The organism is Legionella lytica, from assembly GCF_044626755.1.
Taxonomy (GTDB): Bacteria; Pseudomonadota; Gammaproteobacteria; order Legionellales; family Legionellaceae; genus Legionella; species Legionella lytica_A.
The window spans coordinates 496953-511111 of the sequence record NZ_JBGORX010000002.1; the positions used below are offsets into that span (position 1 = coordinate 496953).

The following is a 14159-nucleotide window of genomic DNA, read 5'->3' on the forward strand; positions in this document are numbered from 1 at the left end:
AATAATGTTGGATCTTAATTTAAAGCTGTGATACTGTTTGTTTATGTGACATGCTGGAATAGAGTCATGTTACATAAGCAGCAGAATCCTTAGCTGCATTCTTAAACTTATAAACTTATAAATTTTCTCGGATAAAACCAATCTTAAACAACAAATCAAGTGAGAAGTATGAATCTTAGCGAACTTAAGCAATTGCCTATTGCCGATCTCTTTAATATCGCACAAGAGATAGGTGTCGAAAATCCTTCCCGTATGCGCAAACAAGAAATTATTTTTGCTATTCTTAAGGCCCACGCCTTAAAGGGAGCTGACATCCATGGTGATGGTGTTTTAGAAGTCCTGACTGATGGTTTTGGTTTCTTGCGTTCTGCAGATGGTTCTTATTTGGCCGGTCCAGACGACATTTATGTATCGCCCAGCCAAATCAGACGTTTTGGTCTGCGTTCTGGTGATACAATTTCAGGAAAAATTCGTCCACCTAAAGACAGCGAACGTTATTTTGCTTTACTGAAAGTTGATGAAATCAACTACGATTCACCTGACAGCGCTAAGCGAAAAATTCTTTTCGAAAACCTTACTCCTTTATTTGCTTCCGAGCGCCTAGTGATGGAGCAGGGCAATGGTAGTACCGAAGATCTGACCGCACGTGTGGTGGACTTATGTGCTCCTTTTGGCCGTGGCCAACGTGGATTGATTGTTTCTCCGCCGAAAGCCGGTAAAACCTTAATGTTACAAAATATTGCTCGTTCGATAGAAAAAAATTATCCCGAATGTTACCTCATCGTTTTATTAATTGATGAGCGCCCCGAGGAAGTTACTGAAATGCAACGCTCGGTAAAAGGCGAAGTAGTTGCCAGTACTTTTGATGAACCCGCTAATCGCCATGTCCAAGTTGCGGAAATGGTTATTGAGAAAGCCAAGCGCCTGGTTGAGCATAAGCGTGACGTAGTTATTTTATTAGACTCGATTACTCGTTTGGCTCGTGCTTATAACACCGTGATTCCTTCTTCAGGAAAAGTATTAACGGGTGGTGTGGATGCAAACGCATTACAAAGACCTAAGCGTTTATACGGTGCTGCACGTAACATCGAAGAAGGCGGTAGCTTGACTATTATTGCTACGGCTCTGGTGGATACTGGTTCGAAGATGGACGAAGTAATTTACGAAGAATTCAAGGGTACCGGTAACATGGAAATCCACTTGAGTCGTAATATTTCAGAGCGTCGTGTATTCCCTGCGATCAACATTAACCGTTCGGGTACTCGGCGTGAAGATCTCTTGTTAAGCCCAGAAGACTTACAACGTACCTGGATTCTCCGCAAGATTCTCCAGTCTATGGATGAATGTGATGCAATTGAGTTCTTGATTGAGCGCATGAAGAATCACAAAACCAATGCTGAATTCTTTGATGCAATGAAACGTCAAGAGTAATTCATTTTATGTAGGCTGGGCTTTGGTTGAGGGTTTATGTAGTCAAACCCTCTCCCCCTTTCCCTGCTTGCTCCTGCGTTCATCAGCAAATCATGCTTCTCATTTCTTTCGCGGCTGACGAAGGCGGGGCGAGTGGACCATTACGATATTCGCCTTTTCCAAAGCCTCTTAATGCTTCAAGGGATTTTCCATGAAATACTCTGACCTCAGAGACTTTATTAGCCAACTTGAATCACGTAACTTATTAAAACGTATCGACTATCCAGTTTCTCCTTATCTTGAAATGACCGCGGTAAGCGATCGGGTTTTACGTGCAGGCGGCCCCGCCTTACTCTTCACCAATACCTCCAATCATCAGATGCCTGTTTTAACCAATCTCTTTGGTACGGTAGAACGAGTTGCCTTAGGTATGGGTGAAGAAAGTATTAGTGCTTTAAGGGAAGTGGGACAATTATTAGCCGCTTTAAAAGAGCCCGAACCGCCAAAAGGATTTAAAGACGCCTTTAATAAATTGCCCTTACTCAAGCAGGCACTGAGCATGGCGCCGAAAATAGTTAGTGGTGCTGAATGCCAAACGCATGTATGGGAAAAAGATGAGGTGGATTTGACTCGCCTACCTATCCAAACCTGCTGGCCTGGTGATGCGGCGCCGCTTATTACCTGGGGTTTAGTCACCACTAAAGGTCCGCATCAAACCCGTGAAAATATGGGTATTTATCGGCAGCAATTGTTAAATAAAAACCAATTGATTATGCGTTGGTTATCGCATCGTGGGGGTGCCTTAGATTATCAAGCATGGCAGCAAGCTTATCCTGGAGAGCGTTTTCCGATAGCGGTGACCTTAGGCGCAGATCCTGCCACGATTTTAGCCGCGGTGACGCCTATCCCCGATACTTTATCCGAATATGCCTTTGCAGGATTATTACGGGGGCAGCGCACCCGTTTGACCCGTTGTATTGGTAATGATTTACATGTTCCAGCTAGTGCTGAGATTGTTTTGGAAGGTTATTTAGAAGCTGGAGTTGAGGCCCCGGAAGGACCTTATGGTGACCACACCGGTTATTATAATGAAGTACAATCCTTCCCAGTCTTTACGGTCGAACGCATTACTCATCGTGAGCAGCCTATTTATCACAGTACTTATACCGGACGTCCACCGGATGAGCCGGCAATTTTAGGGGTGGCACTTAATGAGGTGTTCATTCCTTTATTACAAAAGCAATTTCCAGAAATTGTTGATTTTTATTTACCGCCCGAAGGCTGCTCTTATCGCTTGGCAGTGGTGACCATCAAGAAGCAATATCCTGGGCATGCAAAACGAATTATGATGGCGGTATGGTCTTTCCTACGCCAATTTATGTACACTAAATTTGTTATTGTCTGTGATGATGACGTGGATGCACGTAGCTGGCAGGATGTGATTTGGGCAATGACTACGCGTATGGATCCCGCACGGGATACGGTAATGGTGGATAATACTCCCATCGACTATCTTGATTTTGCCTCACCGGTTTCGGGTTTAGGTTCTAAAATGGGAATGGATGCGACCAATAAATGGCCTGGAGAAACCCAGCGCGAGTGGGGTGTTCCCATTGTTATGGATGAAGATATACTAGACAAAGTTAATGGTTACTGGTCGTTACTGGGGTTAGGTGAATGAGTACAAACAACATCAAGGCCCGGGTTGAGCAAATTACGCCGCTGACAGATAGCATTATGCAGTTGCTGTTAGCCCCTGAAAAATACGTAGATTATAATGCCGGGCAGTATTTACAAATTATTTTTGGCACAGAAGCGTTTAGTTACTCCATTGCTAATGCGCCTTTAGGCTCGCATCGTTATGAATTGCATATTCGCCACAGCCAAGATAATCCATACAATCAACGGCTGTTTGCACATATAAAAGAGCACGGTAGTGTTACTATTAATTTACCGTTTGGGGACTGTTGTATTGAGGCATTGGATGCACAGCGCCCCATATTATTTATCGCTGGGGGAACGGGTTTTGCTCCGATAAAGGCGATGATTGAGCACTTATTATCTAATGGAGATAAACGGCCCTTTGAGCTTTATTGGGGAGCACGCATGCAAAATGATTTGTATCTGGATGAAAAAATCAGCAGTTGGCAAGCTCATGTAGATCGCTTTAGCTATTTTTCCGCGCTTTCGGAAGAGAATTCTGATCCATTAGTTTCATTGGTTCTATCGCGGCACGCGCACGATTTAGCGGATTGGCAAATTGTCATCAGTGGGCCTTTTGATATGGTGTATAGCATTCGGGATACTTTGGTGGAGCGCGGGGCATCCCCAGAGTATTTATTTTCCGATGCATTTAGTTTTGAAACGAAATAAGGAGTGGTTTCATGCAAACATTTTATGAAATTTTAGGGCTAATCGGAGGGGGATTGATTTTATTCATTCTTTACCGTTCTATTAAAGGTAATCCCGAGCAGTTCAGTAGAGAAAATTTAAATAACAGCTTTTTTACCATGGGCATTTTAGCCTTGGCACTTATTGGCTTCATCGCAGTCCTGATTTTTACCTTACGTTGAATAGGCGGTGACTTCGCACCGAGGCGGATTTCTCGGTGCGGAATCAAGCTTATAGCCCTAATGCTTGGCATTAAGATTATGATATTGCCCGCCTCGTTCTTTCAGATACGCTGCCAGATTCGGATTATTAATCGGTAATTCACTCGTATCTTCCACGAGCATACATTCCTCTACATAAGTCATTTGACTGCTGTCATCGACTAACAAGCGATACCAAGGATTACGCGTGGTAAATTCGCGTTGGGGAGCTTGAGGGTTATAACGTCCTGAAGCTTGAAACAGCGGATCCACATCAACAATAATTGCTCGATAACGACTGTGTTTGTGAATGACTAAATCCCCAATATTAAAGCGAGCTGTTTTATTCATTTGATGTCCTTTTTTTGGGCGCCCTACATTAGATATCGGTCAAAGTGAATTTATCTTGAGCGCAACTTATCTTGTGGGCACCACAAGGAATTATTCAAGGGTTCATCAGCAAGACGTCCACAACTGGTTTGGGGAATCCAGAGAGCTGAGTTGGTGCATCAGCTTTTCGAGCACGCGGCTAAGCCGCGTGATATAGGTGGGGTGGGGGTGAGGCTTTAGCAAGCAGCTTTCGCTGTTGAAACGGCTAGGTTGGACGATTAGGTTGGTCTAATTCTTGATCCTCATTTAATGAATGTTCTTGATTTCTGTCTATGGCAAATAAAGTAGAGGGTGCTCCCTGTTTTTGTTGCAAAATATTTTTTGCCGTGGCTAACTCTTGCGATAAAGTACTGTGTTTGCTTCTGGTGTCAATAAGCTTCTTGCCCACTTCAGGCAAGAGTCTTTCACAGGCAGCTTGATGACGTGCCAAGTCATTGGTTTGATTGATCATACTTAGCCTATTTTGCTCGAGAATCACTTCTTCGAGTTGTTTGTCATTGTTTTGGGCTTCCTCTATTTTTTGATCGTATATCCCAATGAGTCGTTTCATGGCGCTGATTTTTTTTGGTGCTTTATCCATTACGATTTTTAGCAGGCGGTGCTCTTCGGCGAGCTCCTGATAATAATCAAGGGCACTACGAACCTGCTGTGCTAGTCGTGAAATTTTCTCATTAAGTTTTCCATCACTCATTTTTATCACCAATAATTTGTCCAATTCATGATCAAATTATAGGCCAAAATCACCGGATGGGTATAACTAAGAGTAAGGGCATTGAGCTTTATACAAAATAAATTGCCAGGACAATTCCTGCTTCATAGAGGAAGCATAGGGGCACTGCAAGCATAATTTGCGAAAAAACATCGGGAGGAGTAAGCAACATGCCAATAATAAAAGCCGCTACGATGACGTAAGGGCGGATTTTTTTTAAGGTATCAACGTCAATAAGGCTCAAACGTACTAAAGTCAGGCAAACTAAGGGGACTTGAAAGCAAAGCCCAAAGAGCAACAGCATGCGGGTAATAAAGTCCAAAGCATAAGCCATATCGGGCATGTAACGTACTCCTTTAGGCAAGGCATGGATAAAAAATTGAAACATGAATGGTAGCACTAAGTAATAGCAAAAAGCCACCCCAGCAAGAAACAGCAGCAGGCTTAAAATCATGGCGCTACGTAGAGTACGCTGTTCTTTTTGATATAGACCTGGACTAACAAAACGCCAGAGATGAAACAGGGCATAAGGCGCGGTCAACAGCAGTGCGGCATCGGCTGCAAGCTTTAAGGGGGTAAATACTGGAGAGGCAATTTGGGTTGCAATTAAGTCATCTGTTGCTGACAAGGTATGCGAGAGAGGACTTACTAGTACTTGAAATAATTCATTCGCGAGGAAAAAAAATGCGGTAAATAGAAGGGCAAACCACAGCAAAATCAAAATGCTGCGGCGTCGCAGTTCCAGTAAATGTGGCAGGATGTTGGTTGACATAAGCATTCACAGCCTTGTTTACACGATACGGCATCAAGGCTACACGTATTATTAAACTTCGGCAAACGCTTTGGCTTTTACCCCAGCTTGCTCGGGACGTGTTTCGCGAATACGGTTAAATTGATCGACAAACACTACGGTGGGGTTCACCTGCGCACAATCTTCTTCCAAAACCTGGGAGAAGGTAGCAATAATAATTAAATCCCCAGGAGTTACCAAATGTGCCGCCGCACCATTAACGCAAATATTCGTGGAACCAGATTCGCCGGTAATTGCATAAGTTTCAAAGCGTGTACCTGCCGTAACATTCCACACACTAACAGCTTCATAAGGAAGTATATTTGCTGCTGCCAGCAATTCTGGAGAAATAGTGATACTGCCTTCATAATCCAAATCCGCTTCAGTTACTGTTGCGCGATGAATTTTTGATTTTAACATTTTTCTATAGGCCATAACTCATCCTAACCTTATTCATTGTGCCCGAATTTTACCCCATATTGAGATTTATGCTAGAGCTAAGCTAATTAAATTATGAATATCACTTTGTACTGGCTCCCCGCAATTTTGCGCCTATCCCATAAGCAGGATATAATCCCTTTTTATTTCTTTTGAGTGCCTACAGTGAAGCACATTCCACGTAAACGTTTTGGCCAAAATTTTCTACAAAGCCTGCACGTTATTGAAGACATCCTTGGTTCTATCAATCCACAACCTGAAGATAATATATTGGAAATTGGTCCTGGCTTGGGCGCTTTAACCATCCCTCTGCTGCGTCGGATAAAGGAATTAACGGTTGTTGAAATTGATACGGATTTACAAAAACACTGGTTGGATTATTCCGGAGCAGGGGGCCGCTTACATTTAATTGCCGCCGATGCCTTAACTGTTGATTATTCTCAATTTGGTTCGCGATTACGGGTTATCGGGAATTTACCATATAACATTTCTACGCCATTATTAATCCGTTTATTAGGTTTTGCTGCATCGATTGAAGACATGCATTTTATGCTGCAAAAAGAGGTCGTGGAGCGTATGGCAGCTATTCCAGGTACTAAAAATTATGGACGTCTATCGGTAATGCTACAGTATCATTGTGATGTAGAGTATTTATTTGATGTACCTCCTGAAGCCTTTGAACCCCAGCCAAAAGTTGACTCAGCGGTGGTTCGTTTAGTACCCCATCAAGAATCTCCATTTGATGCTGTTGCGGTAGAGCAATTGGAACGTTTGGTGGCAAGTGCCTTTGCTATGCGTCGTAAGACCTTGAATAATAATTTAAAAGGAATCATATCTGCGGAGCAGCTAAGTGATTTGGGCATAGATGGTAGTAAAAGACCAGAACAAATTTCTGTTGCTGAATATGTCCAACTAGCGAAATTTATTTCCAATTAGTGTAAAATCAATAAAGGAATAAAAGATTTGTAATTATTCACCACGATATTGGAGATTAATACTCGCTTAGCTGGGTAGTTACCTAACTTAAAGTATGGAGTTATTAATCATTATGGAGATGGCTTTGTTTCATCGAGAGCGTAAAAATTCTTTGTCTATGCAAAGAAAATCTATAAAAGATTTAACCCGCATTGTAGCTGCCAGTCAGTTTTTGGCTGAGGAACGACGACAAGTATTACTTAAGAAAATACGGGTATTTTCTCATCTTGAAATGTCGCGCTATGAGAGTTTATGTGTCCGACTCATTGAGAATTTAGTTCATTATTGCCAAAGTTTACCTGAAACGACGAACAGTTATTACTCTCAACCAGGCGGCCTGGTTGATCATGCTTTAAATCGCACTGAAGCGGCGTTAAGCCTATTTCAAGAATTTATGGTGCAAGAGCCATTAGGCACGGCATCTGAAGAACAGATGTTGTGGCAGTATGCCTTGTATTCTGCCGCGATTTTACAAGGAATTGGTAAACTCTTTATTGATTATCGCATTAATCTATTTGATAGCAACGGCCAGTTGCTCCGCGAATGGAATCCGCTTTTAGATAGCATGGGCTCCGTTGGTCAGTTTTATTCTTATGAGTTTCAAAAAGAATCTGAGGTTGACCTGCGTCGCCGTATTAATTTATTGCTTGCTCGAGCGTTGATGCCGGCTAGCGGGTTTTCCTGGATTGCCTCAAATGGCGAAGTCTTAGCTGTTTGGCTTGCTTTGCTCAATGAAGATGAGCGGTCTGCCGGAACTTTAGGAGCTATTTTGATTCGCGCGGATGCGATTGCTATTCAGCGCTATTTTACCGAGTTTATGCTGCGCAGCAATATGCACAATCCTGCTGGCCGATATGGACGCGCTGGAACTTTTAGTGGGGGTGTGCCAGAGACGCTATTAGACAAAGAGCAGGCAGCGGGACTGGAGTTTTTAGAATGGTTTATTAAATCTTTAGATGAAGGCCGCATTATGATTAATAAAGCCCCTTTATTTATGGTTCCAGGTGGCATGCTGATGTGTCAGGAAATGTTCCAACTCTTTGTGCGCGAACATCCGGAATATAAGAATTGGCAAGCCATACAAAACGGCTTTCTTTCTTTAGGTTTACATAGTCTTAATGCTGACGGTAGTGTACAGAGTCGCTTTGAACAGATGCAAAATCAGCAAATGCAAAGTGGTATCGTATTCTCTAAGTACGCTATTGCCTTACCCGGTTCGGTAAAAGTGCAGCATTTATCCGGTAAAGTAGAAACCATGTCTGCGATGGAGTTAGTGAACAAGGCGCAATATCATACCCAACTGACTCAGCAGCAAAATACGTCAGTAGCTTCTAATTTGCAAAAACTAAATACCGCAGGTCAATGGCAGGTCGTTGAAAATACAGGTAATGCATTAAGCCCAGGAGCAAAGAACGGTGCCTGATTATGCCATTGGCGACATCCAAGGATGTTATGACCCATTACAACGACTCTTAGAACATATTGATTTTGATGAAAAAGTCGATCGTTTATGGTTTGTTGGCGATTTGGTCAATCGTGGCCCACAATCATTGGCGGTACTCCGCTTTATAAAATCCTTACCCTTGGCGCCTCGAATTACCTTAGGGAATCATGACTTGCATTTACTCGGCTCTATCTTTGGTGATAAACCCTGGAAAGGGCATGATGATACCATTCAGGACATTTTGCAGGCAGCGGATAGGGAAGAATTAGGGCATTGGCTAAGAAAACAGTCGATTTTATATTATGCAGCCGAGTTTAATTTGGTGATGGTTCATGCAGGCATCGCCCCAGTGTGGGATTTGTCCCAGGCTAGGCAATTGGCGCGAGAGCTGGAAGAGGTGCTTGCGGGGCAGCATTATCAAGATTTTCTGTCGCATATGTATGGCAATAAACCCGATATTTGGTCTGAGGATCTCGTTGGTTTCGAGCGTTGGCGCATGATTACCAATTATTTTACCCGCATGCGTTTTTGTGATGCCCAGGGTGGGCTTAATTTGAGTTATAAGGGAACGCTTGCCGCCGCTCCCGCAGACGTTTATCCTTGGTATGCAGTACCGCATCGTAAAGAGCTGGATGTCGATATCGTTTTTGGACATTGGGCGGCACTCATGGGGCAATGCCCTGATCCTAAAATTTATGCCATAGACACTGGATGTCTTTGGGGAGGACAATTAACTGCCCTACGTTTGCAGGATAAGCAACGATTTGCAGTTTGGAACAAGAATGAATGAGTGAGTTAATGAGCCGATTCTTGTTATTTTTGTTGAGTGCATTGCTTAGCCTACCGGTTTGTGCCTTAACCATAACAGAGGATAAACAACAGCTAAAGCAAGCCGAGGAACGCTTAGAGCAGGCCATTGCCAGGCCTGAATTTATGCTTAAAAATTGGATTGAGCTACCGACCTCTCCTGCTGCTCGTAAAAAAGCGGTGCGTAAGTTAAGCTTACGCGAAGCCATTTTGCTGGCGTTACGTTATAACCCCAACATCCGCAATGCGGAGCTGGATCGAGTGGTACAGCGCTATCAATTGCGTTTAGCTAATAATGAATTTGAATTGCAATATGCTTTAGGTGCTTCGGGAGTAATCCAAAAAAGCCGTTTTAATGGGGTGGGCTCGGATACCACACGGAGTTTTCTTGCCAGCCCAGAATTGGGTTTACGTACTAAATTAGGTACTAAAGCCAGCCTTAATATCGATAATAATGTCTATGGGGATAATAATTTTAGCCCAGTATTAAATTTCTCCCTTACTCAACCCTTACTGCGTGGTTTTGGTAAAAGTGTGAATGAAGTAGCACTATTAAATGCACTCGATACCGAATGGTTAAACAAGCTTAGCCTACGCCAATCTGTTTCCGATCAAATTACCCAAGTGATTATGGCGTACCGCTCTTTAATTTTGAGTGGTAATACCTTAGAAAACCAACGCTTGCAATTGAAAGAAGCACAAAAGTCGCATGACATTAATGAAAAGAAAATCGCCGCGGGCCAATTGGAGCCTACGGCCAACATCCAACAGTCTTATCAAATTGAGTCCTTGAGCTTGATGGTTGAGCAGGGTGAAAATGATTTTCAAAATGCAACGCAGGAATTATTGCAGGCCATCGGTCTGGATCCGGAAACTCATTTATCCGTACCCAGCGATGTGGTTATTGAGGAAATAGTAGTTCCCGATGTGAAGAAAACTATTGAACTGGCTTTACAGCACAATACGCTCTACTTGGCACAAAAAATGGCCTTACGTGCGGATGAGCGGGCTTATAAAATTGCCAAAAACCAGCAGCTTTGGCAGGTGGACCTTGGCGCAAATGTACAAAGTGGTACGGTCAATGATGTGACAGGGAGGAGTAATGGCATTCGTGGGATTTATAATGGCCACAATATCACCGAAGCCGCCCGTTTGACGGTAACCGTACCTCTGAATGATGTGAGTCGGCGTAGCCAGTTGATTAATGCCAAAATACGCCTGGAAAAAGACCGGCTCAATTTGCTTGCCTCCAGAAGAGCGTTGATTACTAACATTACCAATATCATCAATAACATTCGAAGTTTAGCCAAACGCTACCAGTTAGCGCAAAAGCAAGTGAAGTTAGCGGAACAATCTTATGCTTTGGAAAAGAAAAAACAACAAGCAGGAATTGCTACGGCCTTAGAGGTAAACAATACGCAGAATCAATTGATTCAGGCGCAGACAGGGTTAATTACGGCCAAAGTTGCTTACCTGAATCAAATTTCGACATTGCAACGCATTCTGGGAACCACATTGGATCACTGGAAAATTAAACTTAGGTATGGTGGATGAAAAACTATTTAAACCGCGGGCACCTTGCTGCCTTAATCCTGATTAGCATTCTTCTCTCTGCTTGCGGTGGCCATGAACAGCAAAAAACAGATAGTGCCCATCGCTTTGAGGTCAAAACGCAAACTGTGCATAAAAATTTGCATTTTACCGGTACCATTCAGCCCTTGCATGAAAGTACGGTTACTAGCCCCATGGAGGCGGTCGTGGAGAGCATGAATTTTCATTATGGACAATTAGTCAAAGAAGGAGAGGTTATTTTAACTTTGAACTCTACGGATTTACAAAAACAGTTTAATGAGACCCTCACCGATTATTTGAAAGCCAAAGACAATTATACTATTGCTAAAGCGAAATTTGTCGGGACTCAGGATTTATGGGATTCGGGCTTATTGGCTAAAAATAATTACCTTAGTGAAAAGTCCAATATGGATACCGTACGGGTTACGCTGATGCAGTCAAGACGTAAGCTTACCGAAATGCTGGAAAAGGTAGATGAGCGTAATGCCAAAAAAATGTCGACTTTAAAGCTGGCAGATTTTGAGAAAGTGCGAGCTATTTTGGCATCGCAGCATAATATAATCCGCTTGAAAGCCCCACGAGGTGGTGTGTTGCTTTATCCGCCCAAAGCCGGGGAGGATAAAACGGCGCGCATTAGTGTAGGCGCTTCGGTTAAATCTGGCCAAGTAATTGCCCTGATTGGTGATTTAACGGGGATTAGTATTGAAATTGAGGTGCCAGAAATTGATATTTCCCAGATTCATACGGGAATGAAAGCCAGCATCAGTGGTATTGCTTTTGGTAAACATCCACTCCAGGGGGAGTTGGTCGCTGTCAATGCGCAAGCTTCAAATACGAGCAATGGGTTGCCCTTTTTTACGGCAGTCGTAGAAGTTAAATCACTAAGCGAAGAACAGCAACGCTGGATTAAAGTCGGTATGAGTGCCGCCATTGATCTGAGTGTGGATGGCGGTAACCAATTAATTATTCCGATTGCAGCCATTAAACGAGAAAAAGGGCAAAGTACGGTGATGGTGCAAAATGCTGCAGGAGCCCTAGAAAAACGCGTGATTACTACGGGGGCGGCGCAAGTTGATTCGGTGGTGGTCGAAACGGGCTTAAAGGCAGGGGATATGGTGGTTTATGAGTAGCCAGTCTGTATCGGCTAAACCTTTAATGAGTCTGAGCAATATTGTAAAGACTTATCATCTTGAAGGCATCAGCTCAACCGTATTAAAAGAAGTCTCTCTCACTGTTTACGAGGGGGATCTTTTAGCCATTGTCGGTGCATCGGGTTCCGGCAAATCAACCTTAATGAATATCATCGGCTTATTGGATAAGGCAGATGCGGGAACTTATTTGCTTAATGAGCGTAATGTTTCGGCCTTAGATGATGATGAACTGGCACGTGTCCGTAATCAGCACATTGGTTTTGTCTTTCAGCAATTTAATTTATTACCTCGTTTTAATGCCCTGCAAAATGTTGCCCTACCCTTAATTTATCGCGGTACTCCTAATGCAGAAATTAACGACAAGGTTTTGGCTGCGTTAGAGCATGTGGGCATGGCACGCTATGCCCATCATCGTCCAACCCAATTGTCTGGGGGGCAGCAACAGCGGGTAGCCATTGCGCGTGCCTTAGTGACTGAACCCCAGGTTATTTTAGCTGATGAGCCGACAGGAGCGCTGGACTCGCGTACTGGGACCGAGGTGATGAATTTGTTTTTAAACCTACACGCCCAAGGTCGCACCATCATTATGATTACTCATGATGAACATATTGCCTCCTTATGCCAACGGCAAATTACCCTGGCGGATGGAATGGTAGTCGCGGAGAGTTCGCGATGAACTTAAAGCGTCTTTTCCAGCAGGCTTTGGTTAATTTAACGGCGGCAAAGCTACGTTCCTTTCTCGCTGTTTTAGGTATTTTAGTGGGAACTGCTGCCGTGGTTGCCTTAATTAGCTGTGGCCAACTAGCGACCGAAAAAGCGTTAGAGCAATTTAAAGCGTTGGGAACGGATCTGTTGGCAGTTGCTGTTTATCAAAAAGAGCCAAGCAAATCGCCGGGCCATGCAGATACCTTATCTATTGAGCAATGGCAAAGAATTGGTGAGCTTATTCCTTATATTAAAGACATTGCTCCCTACAGTACGGCTTTTCAGCCCCTCAGTTTTCAGGGAAAAACCATGCAAGGGGCATTGATTGGTGCCGATGAGCATTTGGCCAAAATTATAAAAATTAAACTAGCGCAGGGGCATTTTGTGTCTTTTGTGGAGACGTTTGAGCATTATTGTGTGATTGGTGACGGCTTAGCCCAGCAAATCAAACAAATTAGTTTTGATGATCCCATTGGTAAGCAGATACGCATAGGTCACTCTCTTTATACCATCATTGGGATTGCCGAACGCTGGAAGGAAAATGGTTTCTTTAATGAAGACGTCAATCAAGCGGTGATTATCCCATTGGCAGGAATGAGCTTGGTGAGCAAGGAGAGCAAAATAAATAATGCGGTATTGGAGTTAAAAGCAGATAGCCCTATTGATCAAATTATTGTTGATATCAAGCAATACATTAGTTCTTTTTCCCCGAAGCTGAGTGTATTTCCACGCAGTGCCAAACAAATTATTGCCAGTATGGAGAGCCAAGGCCATATCTTTACCTTATTGCTTGGCGTGATTGGCGGAATTTCCCTTTTAGTGGGAGGCATTGGGGTAATGAATGTCATGTTGGTTTCTGTAAGTGAGCGAAAAAAAGAAATTGGTATTCGCAAAGCGGTGGGCGCACGAAATAGCGACATCCAAGCATTATTTTTAACCGAGTCCGTGATGCTTTCTTTAGTGGGAGGTATTCTGGGGGTGATTTTAGGATTAATTTTCACTTGGATTGTCGCTTATTTCAGCCGCTGGAATTTCACTATTTATATTTTACCTCCCCTGGCGGGCTTTATGGTTTCAGCCGCTACGGGCATTTTCTTTGGGTTCTACCCCGCACGCCGCGCTTCAAAGCTAGAGCCTGTCGTCTCCTTACGTAGTGAATAATAGTCTGGTTGTTTGC

At 43.4% G+C, this 14159-nt stretch carries 15 protein-coding genes; 11 read left to right on the forward strand and 4 right to left on the reverse strand.

Annotated elements, in window-relative coordinates; all coding sequences use genetic code 11:
• The first annotated feature begins 168 nt into the window (after nucleotides 1-168).
• The 4 genes from rho to ACD661_RS09380 all read left to right on the forward strand — a co-directional run bounded on the left by rho (nucleotide 169) and on the right by ACD661_RS09380 (nucleotide 3983).
• Nucleotides 169-1431: a transcription termination factor Rho gene (gene rho / locus ACD661_RS09365; protein ID WP_347572357.1), complete on the forward strand. Its 1263-nt coding sequence runs from the start codon at nucleotides 169-171 to the stop codon at nucleotides 1429-1431.
• A 190-nt stretch (nucleotides 1432-1621) separates the two neighbouring features.
• Complete coding sequence (ubiD, locus tag ACD661_RS09370) at nucleotides 1622-3091, forward strand: 4-hydroxy-3-polyprenylbenzoate decarboxylase (protein ID WP_400187599.1); 1470 nt, start codon at nucleotides 1622-1624, stop codon at nucleotides 3089-3091.
• A complete protein-coding gene (locus tag ACD661_RS09375; protein WP_400187600.1) occupies nucleotides 3088-3783 on the forward strand; it encodes an NAD(P)H-flavin reductase in 696 nt (231 codons plus the stop codon). The genes ubiD and ACD661_RS09375 overlap by 4 nt, the downstream gene beginning before the upstream one ends.
• Nucleotides 3784-3794: 11 nt before the next feature.
• Nucleotides 3795-3983 carry a hypothetical protein gene (locus ACD661_RS09380; protein ID WP_400187601.1) on the forward strand — a complete coding sequence of 63 codons (189 nt, stop codon included), beginning with the start codon at nucleotides 3795-3797 and terminating at the stop codon, nucleotides 3981-3983.
• A gap of 57 nt (nucleotides 3984-4040) precedes the next feature.
• Here the strand turns inward: ACD661_RS09380 and hspQ are convergent, their stop codons facing one another.
• The 4 genes from hspQ to panD form a co-directional block, all read right to left on the reverse strand.
• The gene (gene hspQ, locus ACD661_RS09385; RefSeq protein ID WP_400187602.1) at nucleotides 4041-4352 is read right to left on the reverse strand and encodes a heat shock protein HspQ; all 312 of its coding nucleotides are present in this window, start codon (nucleotides 4350-4352) and stop codon (nucleotides 4041-4043) included.
• A gap of 244 nt (nucleotides 4353-4596) precedes the next feature.
• Nucleotides 4597-5082, reverse strand: a complete 486-nt coding sequence (locus tag ACD661_RS09390; RefSeq protein ID WP_400187603.1) for a hypothetical protein — start codon at nucleotides 5080-5082, stop codon at nucleotides 4597-4599.
• A gap of 88 nt (nucleotides 5083-5170) precedes the next feature.
• Entirely contained in the window at nucleotides 5171-5872 is a 702-nt protein-coding gene (gene tatC, locus ACD661_RS09395; protein ID WP_400187604.1) for a twin-arginine translocase subunit TatC, read from the reverse strand.
• A 51-nt stretch (nucleotides 5873-5923) separates the two neighbouring features.
• Nucleotides 5924-6325, reverse strand: coding sequence for an aspartate 1-decarboxylase (gene panD / locus ACD661_RS09400; RefSeq protein ID WP_400187605.1), 402 nt, complete (start codon nucleotides 6323-6325; stop codon nucleotides 5924-5926).
• Nucleotides 6326-6493: 168 nt separating this feature from the next.
• Here panD and rsmA point away from each other — a divergent pair, with 168 nt between their 5' ends.
• The 7 genes from rsmA (at nucleotide 6494) to ACD661_RS09435 (ending at nucleotide 14143) form a co-directional block, all read left to right on the forward strand.
• Nucleotides 6494-7264, forward strand: coding sequence for a 16S rRNA (adenine(1518)-N(6)/adenine(1519)-N(6))-dimethyltransferase RsmA (rsmA, locus tag ACD661_RS09405; protein WP_400187606.1), 771 nt, complete (start codon nucleotides 6494-6496; stop codon nucleotides 7262-7264).
• Between the two features lie 124 nt (nucleotides 7265-7388).
• A complete protein-coding gene (locus tag ACD661_RS09410) occupies nucleotides 7389-8726 on the forward strand; it encodes a conjugal transfer nickase/helicase domain-containing protein (protein ID WP_400187607.1) in 1338 nt (445 codons plus the stop codon).
• Nucleotides 8719-9537 (forward strand): symmetrical bis(5'-nucleosyl)-tetraphosphatase, encoded by an 819-nt coding sequence (locus ACD661_RS09415; RefSeq protein ID WP_400187608.1) that lies wholly within the window; start codon nucleotides 8719-8721, stop codon nucleotides 9535-9537. Before ACD661_RS09410 ends, ACD661_RS09415 begins: the two co-directional genes overlap by 8 nt.
• Nucleotides 9534-11108, forward strand: coding sequence for a TolC family protein (locus ACD661_RS09420; protein WP_400187609.1), 1575 nt, complete (start codon nucleotides 9534-9536; stop codon nucleotides 11106-11108). Before ACD661_RS09415 ends, ACD661_RS09420 begins: the two co-directional genes overlap by 4 nt.
• Nucleotides 11105-12256, forward strand: coding sequence for an efflux RND transporter periplasmic adaptor subunit (locus ACD661_RS09425; RefSeq protein ID WP_400187610.1), 1152 nt, complete (start codon nucleotides 11105-11107; stop codon nucleotides 12254-12256). The genes ACD661_RS09420 and ACD661_RS09425 overlap by 4 nt, the downstream gene beginning before the upstream one ends.
• Nucleotides 12249-12953 (forward strand): ABC transporter ATP-binding protein, encoded by a 705-nt coding sequence (locus ACD661_RS09430; RefSeq protein WP_400187611.1) that lies wholly within the window; start codon nucleotides 12249-12251, stop codon nucleotides 12951-12953. The genes ACD661_RS09425 and ACD661_RS09430 overlap by 8 nt, the downstream gene beginning before the upstream one ends.
• Nucleotides 12950-14143 carry an ABC transporter permease gene (locus ACD661_RS09435; RefSeq protein WP_400187612.1) on the forward strand — a complete coding sequence of 398 codons (1194 nt, stop codon included), beginning with the start codon at nucleotides 12950-12952 and terminating at the stop codon, nucleotides 14141-14143. Before ACD661_RS09430 ends, ACD661_RS09435 begins: the two co-directional genes overlap by 4 nt.
• Nucleotides 14144-14159 lie beyond the last annotated feature (16 nt).

Excerpts from the sequence above, each read along its gene's own strand:
- rho (WP_347572357.1), top strand. The coding sequence starts at position 169 with ATGAATCTTAGCGAACTTAAGCAATTGCCTATTGCCGATCTCTTTAAT.
- ubiD (WP_400187599.1), top strand. The coding sequence starts at position 1,622 with ATGAAATACTCTGACCTCAGAGACTTTATTAGCCAACTTGAATCACGT.
- ACD661_RS09375 (WP_400187600.1), top strand. The coding sequence starts at position 3,088 with ATGAGTACAAACAACATCAAGGCCCGGGTTGAGCAAATTACGCCGCTG.
- ACD661_RS09380 (WP_400187601.1), top strand. The coding sequence starts at position 3,795 with ATGCAAACATTTTATGAAATTTTAGGGCTAATCGGAGGGGGATTGATT.
- hspQ (WP_400187602.1), bottom strand. The coding sequence starts at position 4,352 with ATGAATAAAACAGCTCGCTTTAATATTGGGGATTTAGTCATTCACAAA.
- ACD661_RS09390 (WP_400187603.1), bottom strand. The coding sequence starts at position 5,082 with ATGAGTGATGGAAAACTTAATGAGAAAATTTCACGACTAGCACAGCAG.
- tatC (WP_400187604.1), bottom strand. The coding sequence starts at position 5,872 with ATGTCAACCAACATCCTGCCACATTTACTGGAACTGCGACGCCGCAGC.
- panD (WP_400187605.1), bottom strand. The coding sequence starts at position 6,325 with ATGGCCTATAGAAAAATGTTAAAATCAAAAATTCATCGCGCAACAGTA.
- ACD661_RS09420 (WP_400187609.1), top strand. The coding sequence starts at position 9,534 with ATGAGTGAGTTAATGAGCCGATTCTTGTTATTTTTGTTGAGTGCATTG.
- ACD661_RS09425 (WP_400187610.1), top strand. The coding sequence starts at position 11,105 with ATGAAAAACTATTTAAACCGCGGGCACCTTGCTGCCTTAATCCTGATT.
- ACD661_RS09430 (WP_400187611.1), top strand. The coding sequence starts at position 12,249 with ATGAGTAGCCAGTCTGTATCGGCTAAACCTTTAATGAGTCTGAGCAAT.
- ACD661_RS09435 (WP_400187612.1), top strand. The coding sequence starts at position 12,950 with ATGAACTTAAAGCGTCTTTTCCAGCAGGCTTTGGTTAATTTAACGGCG.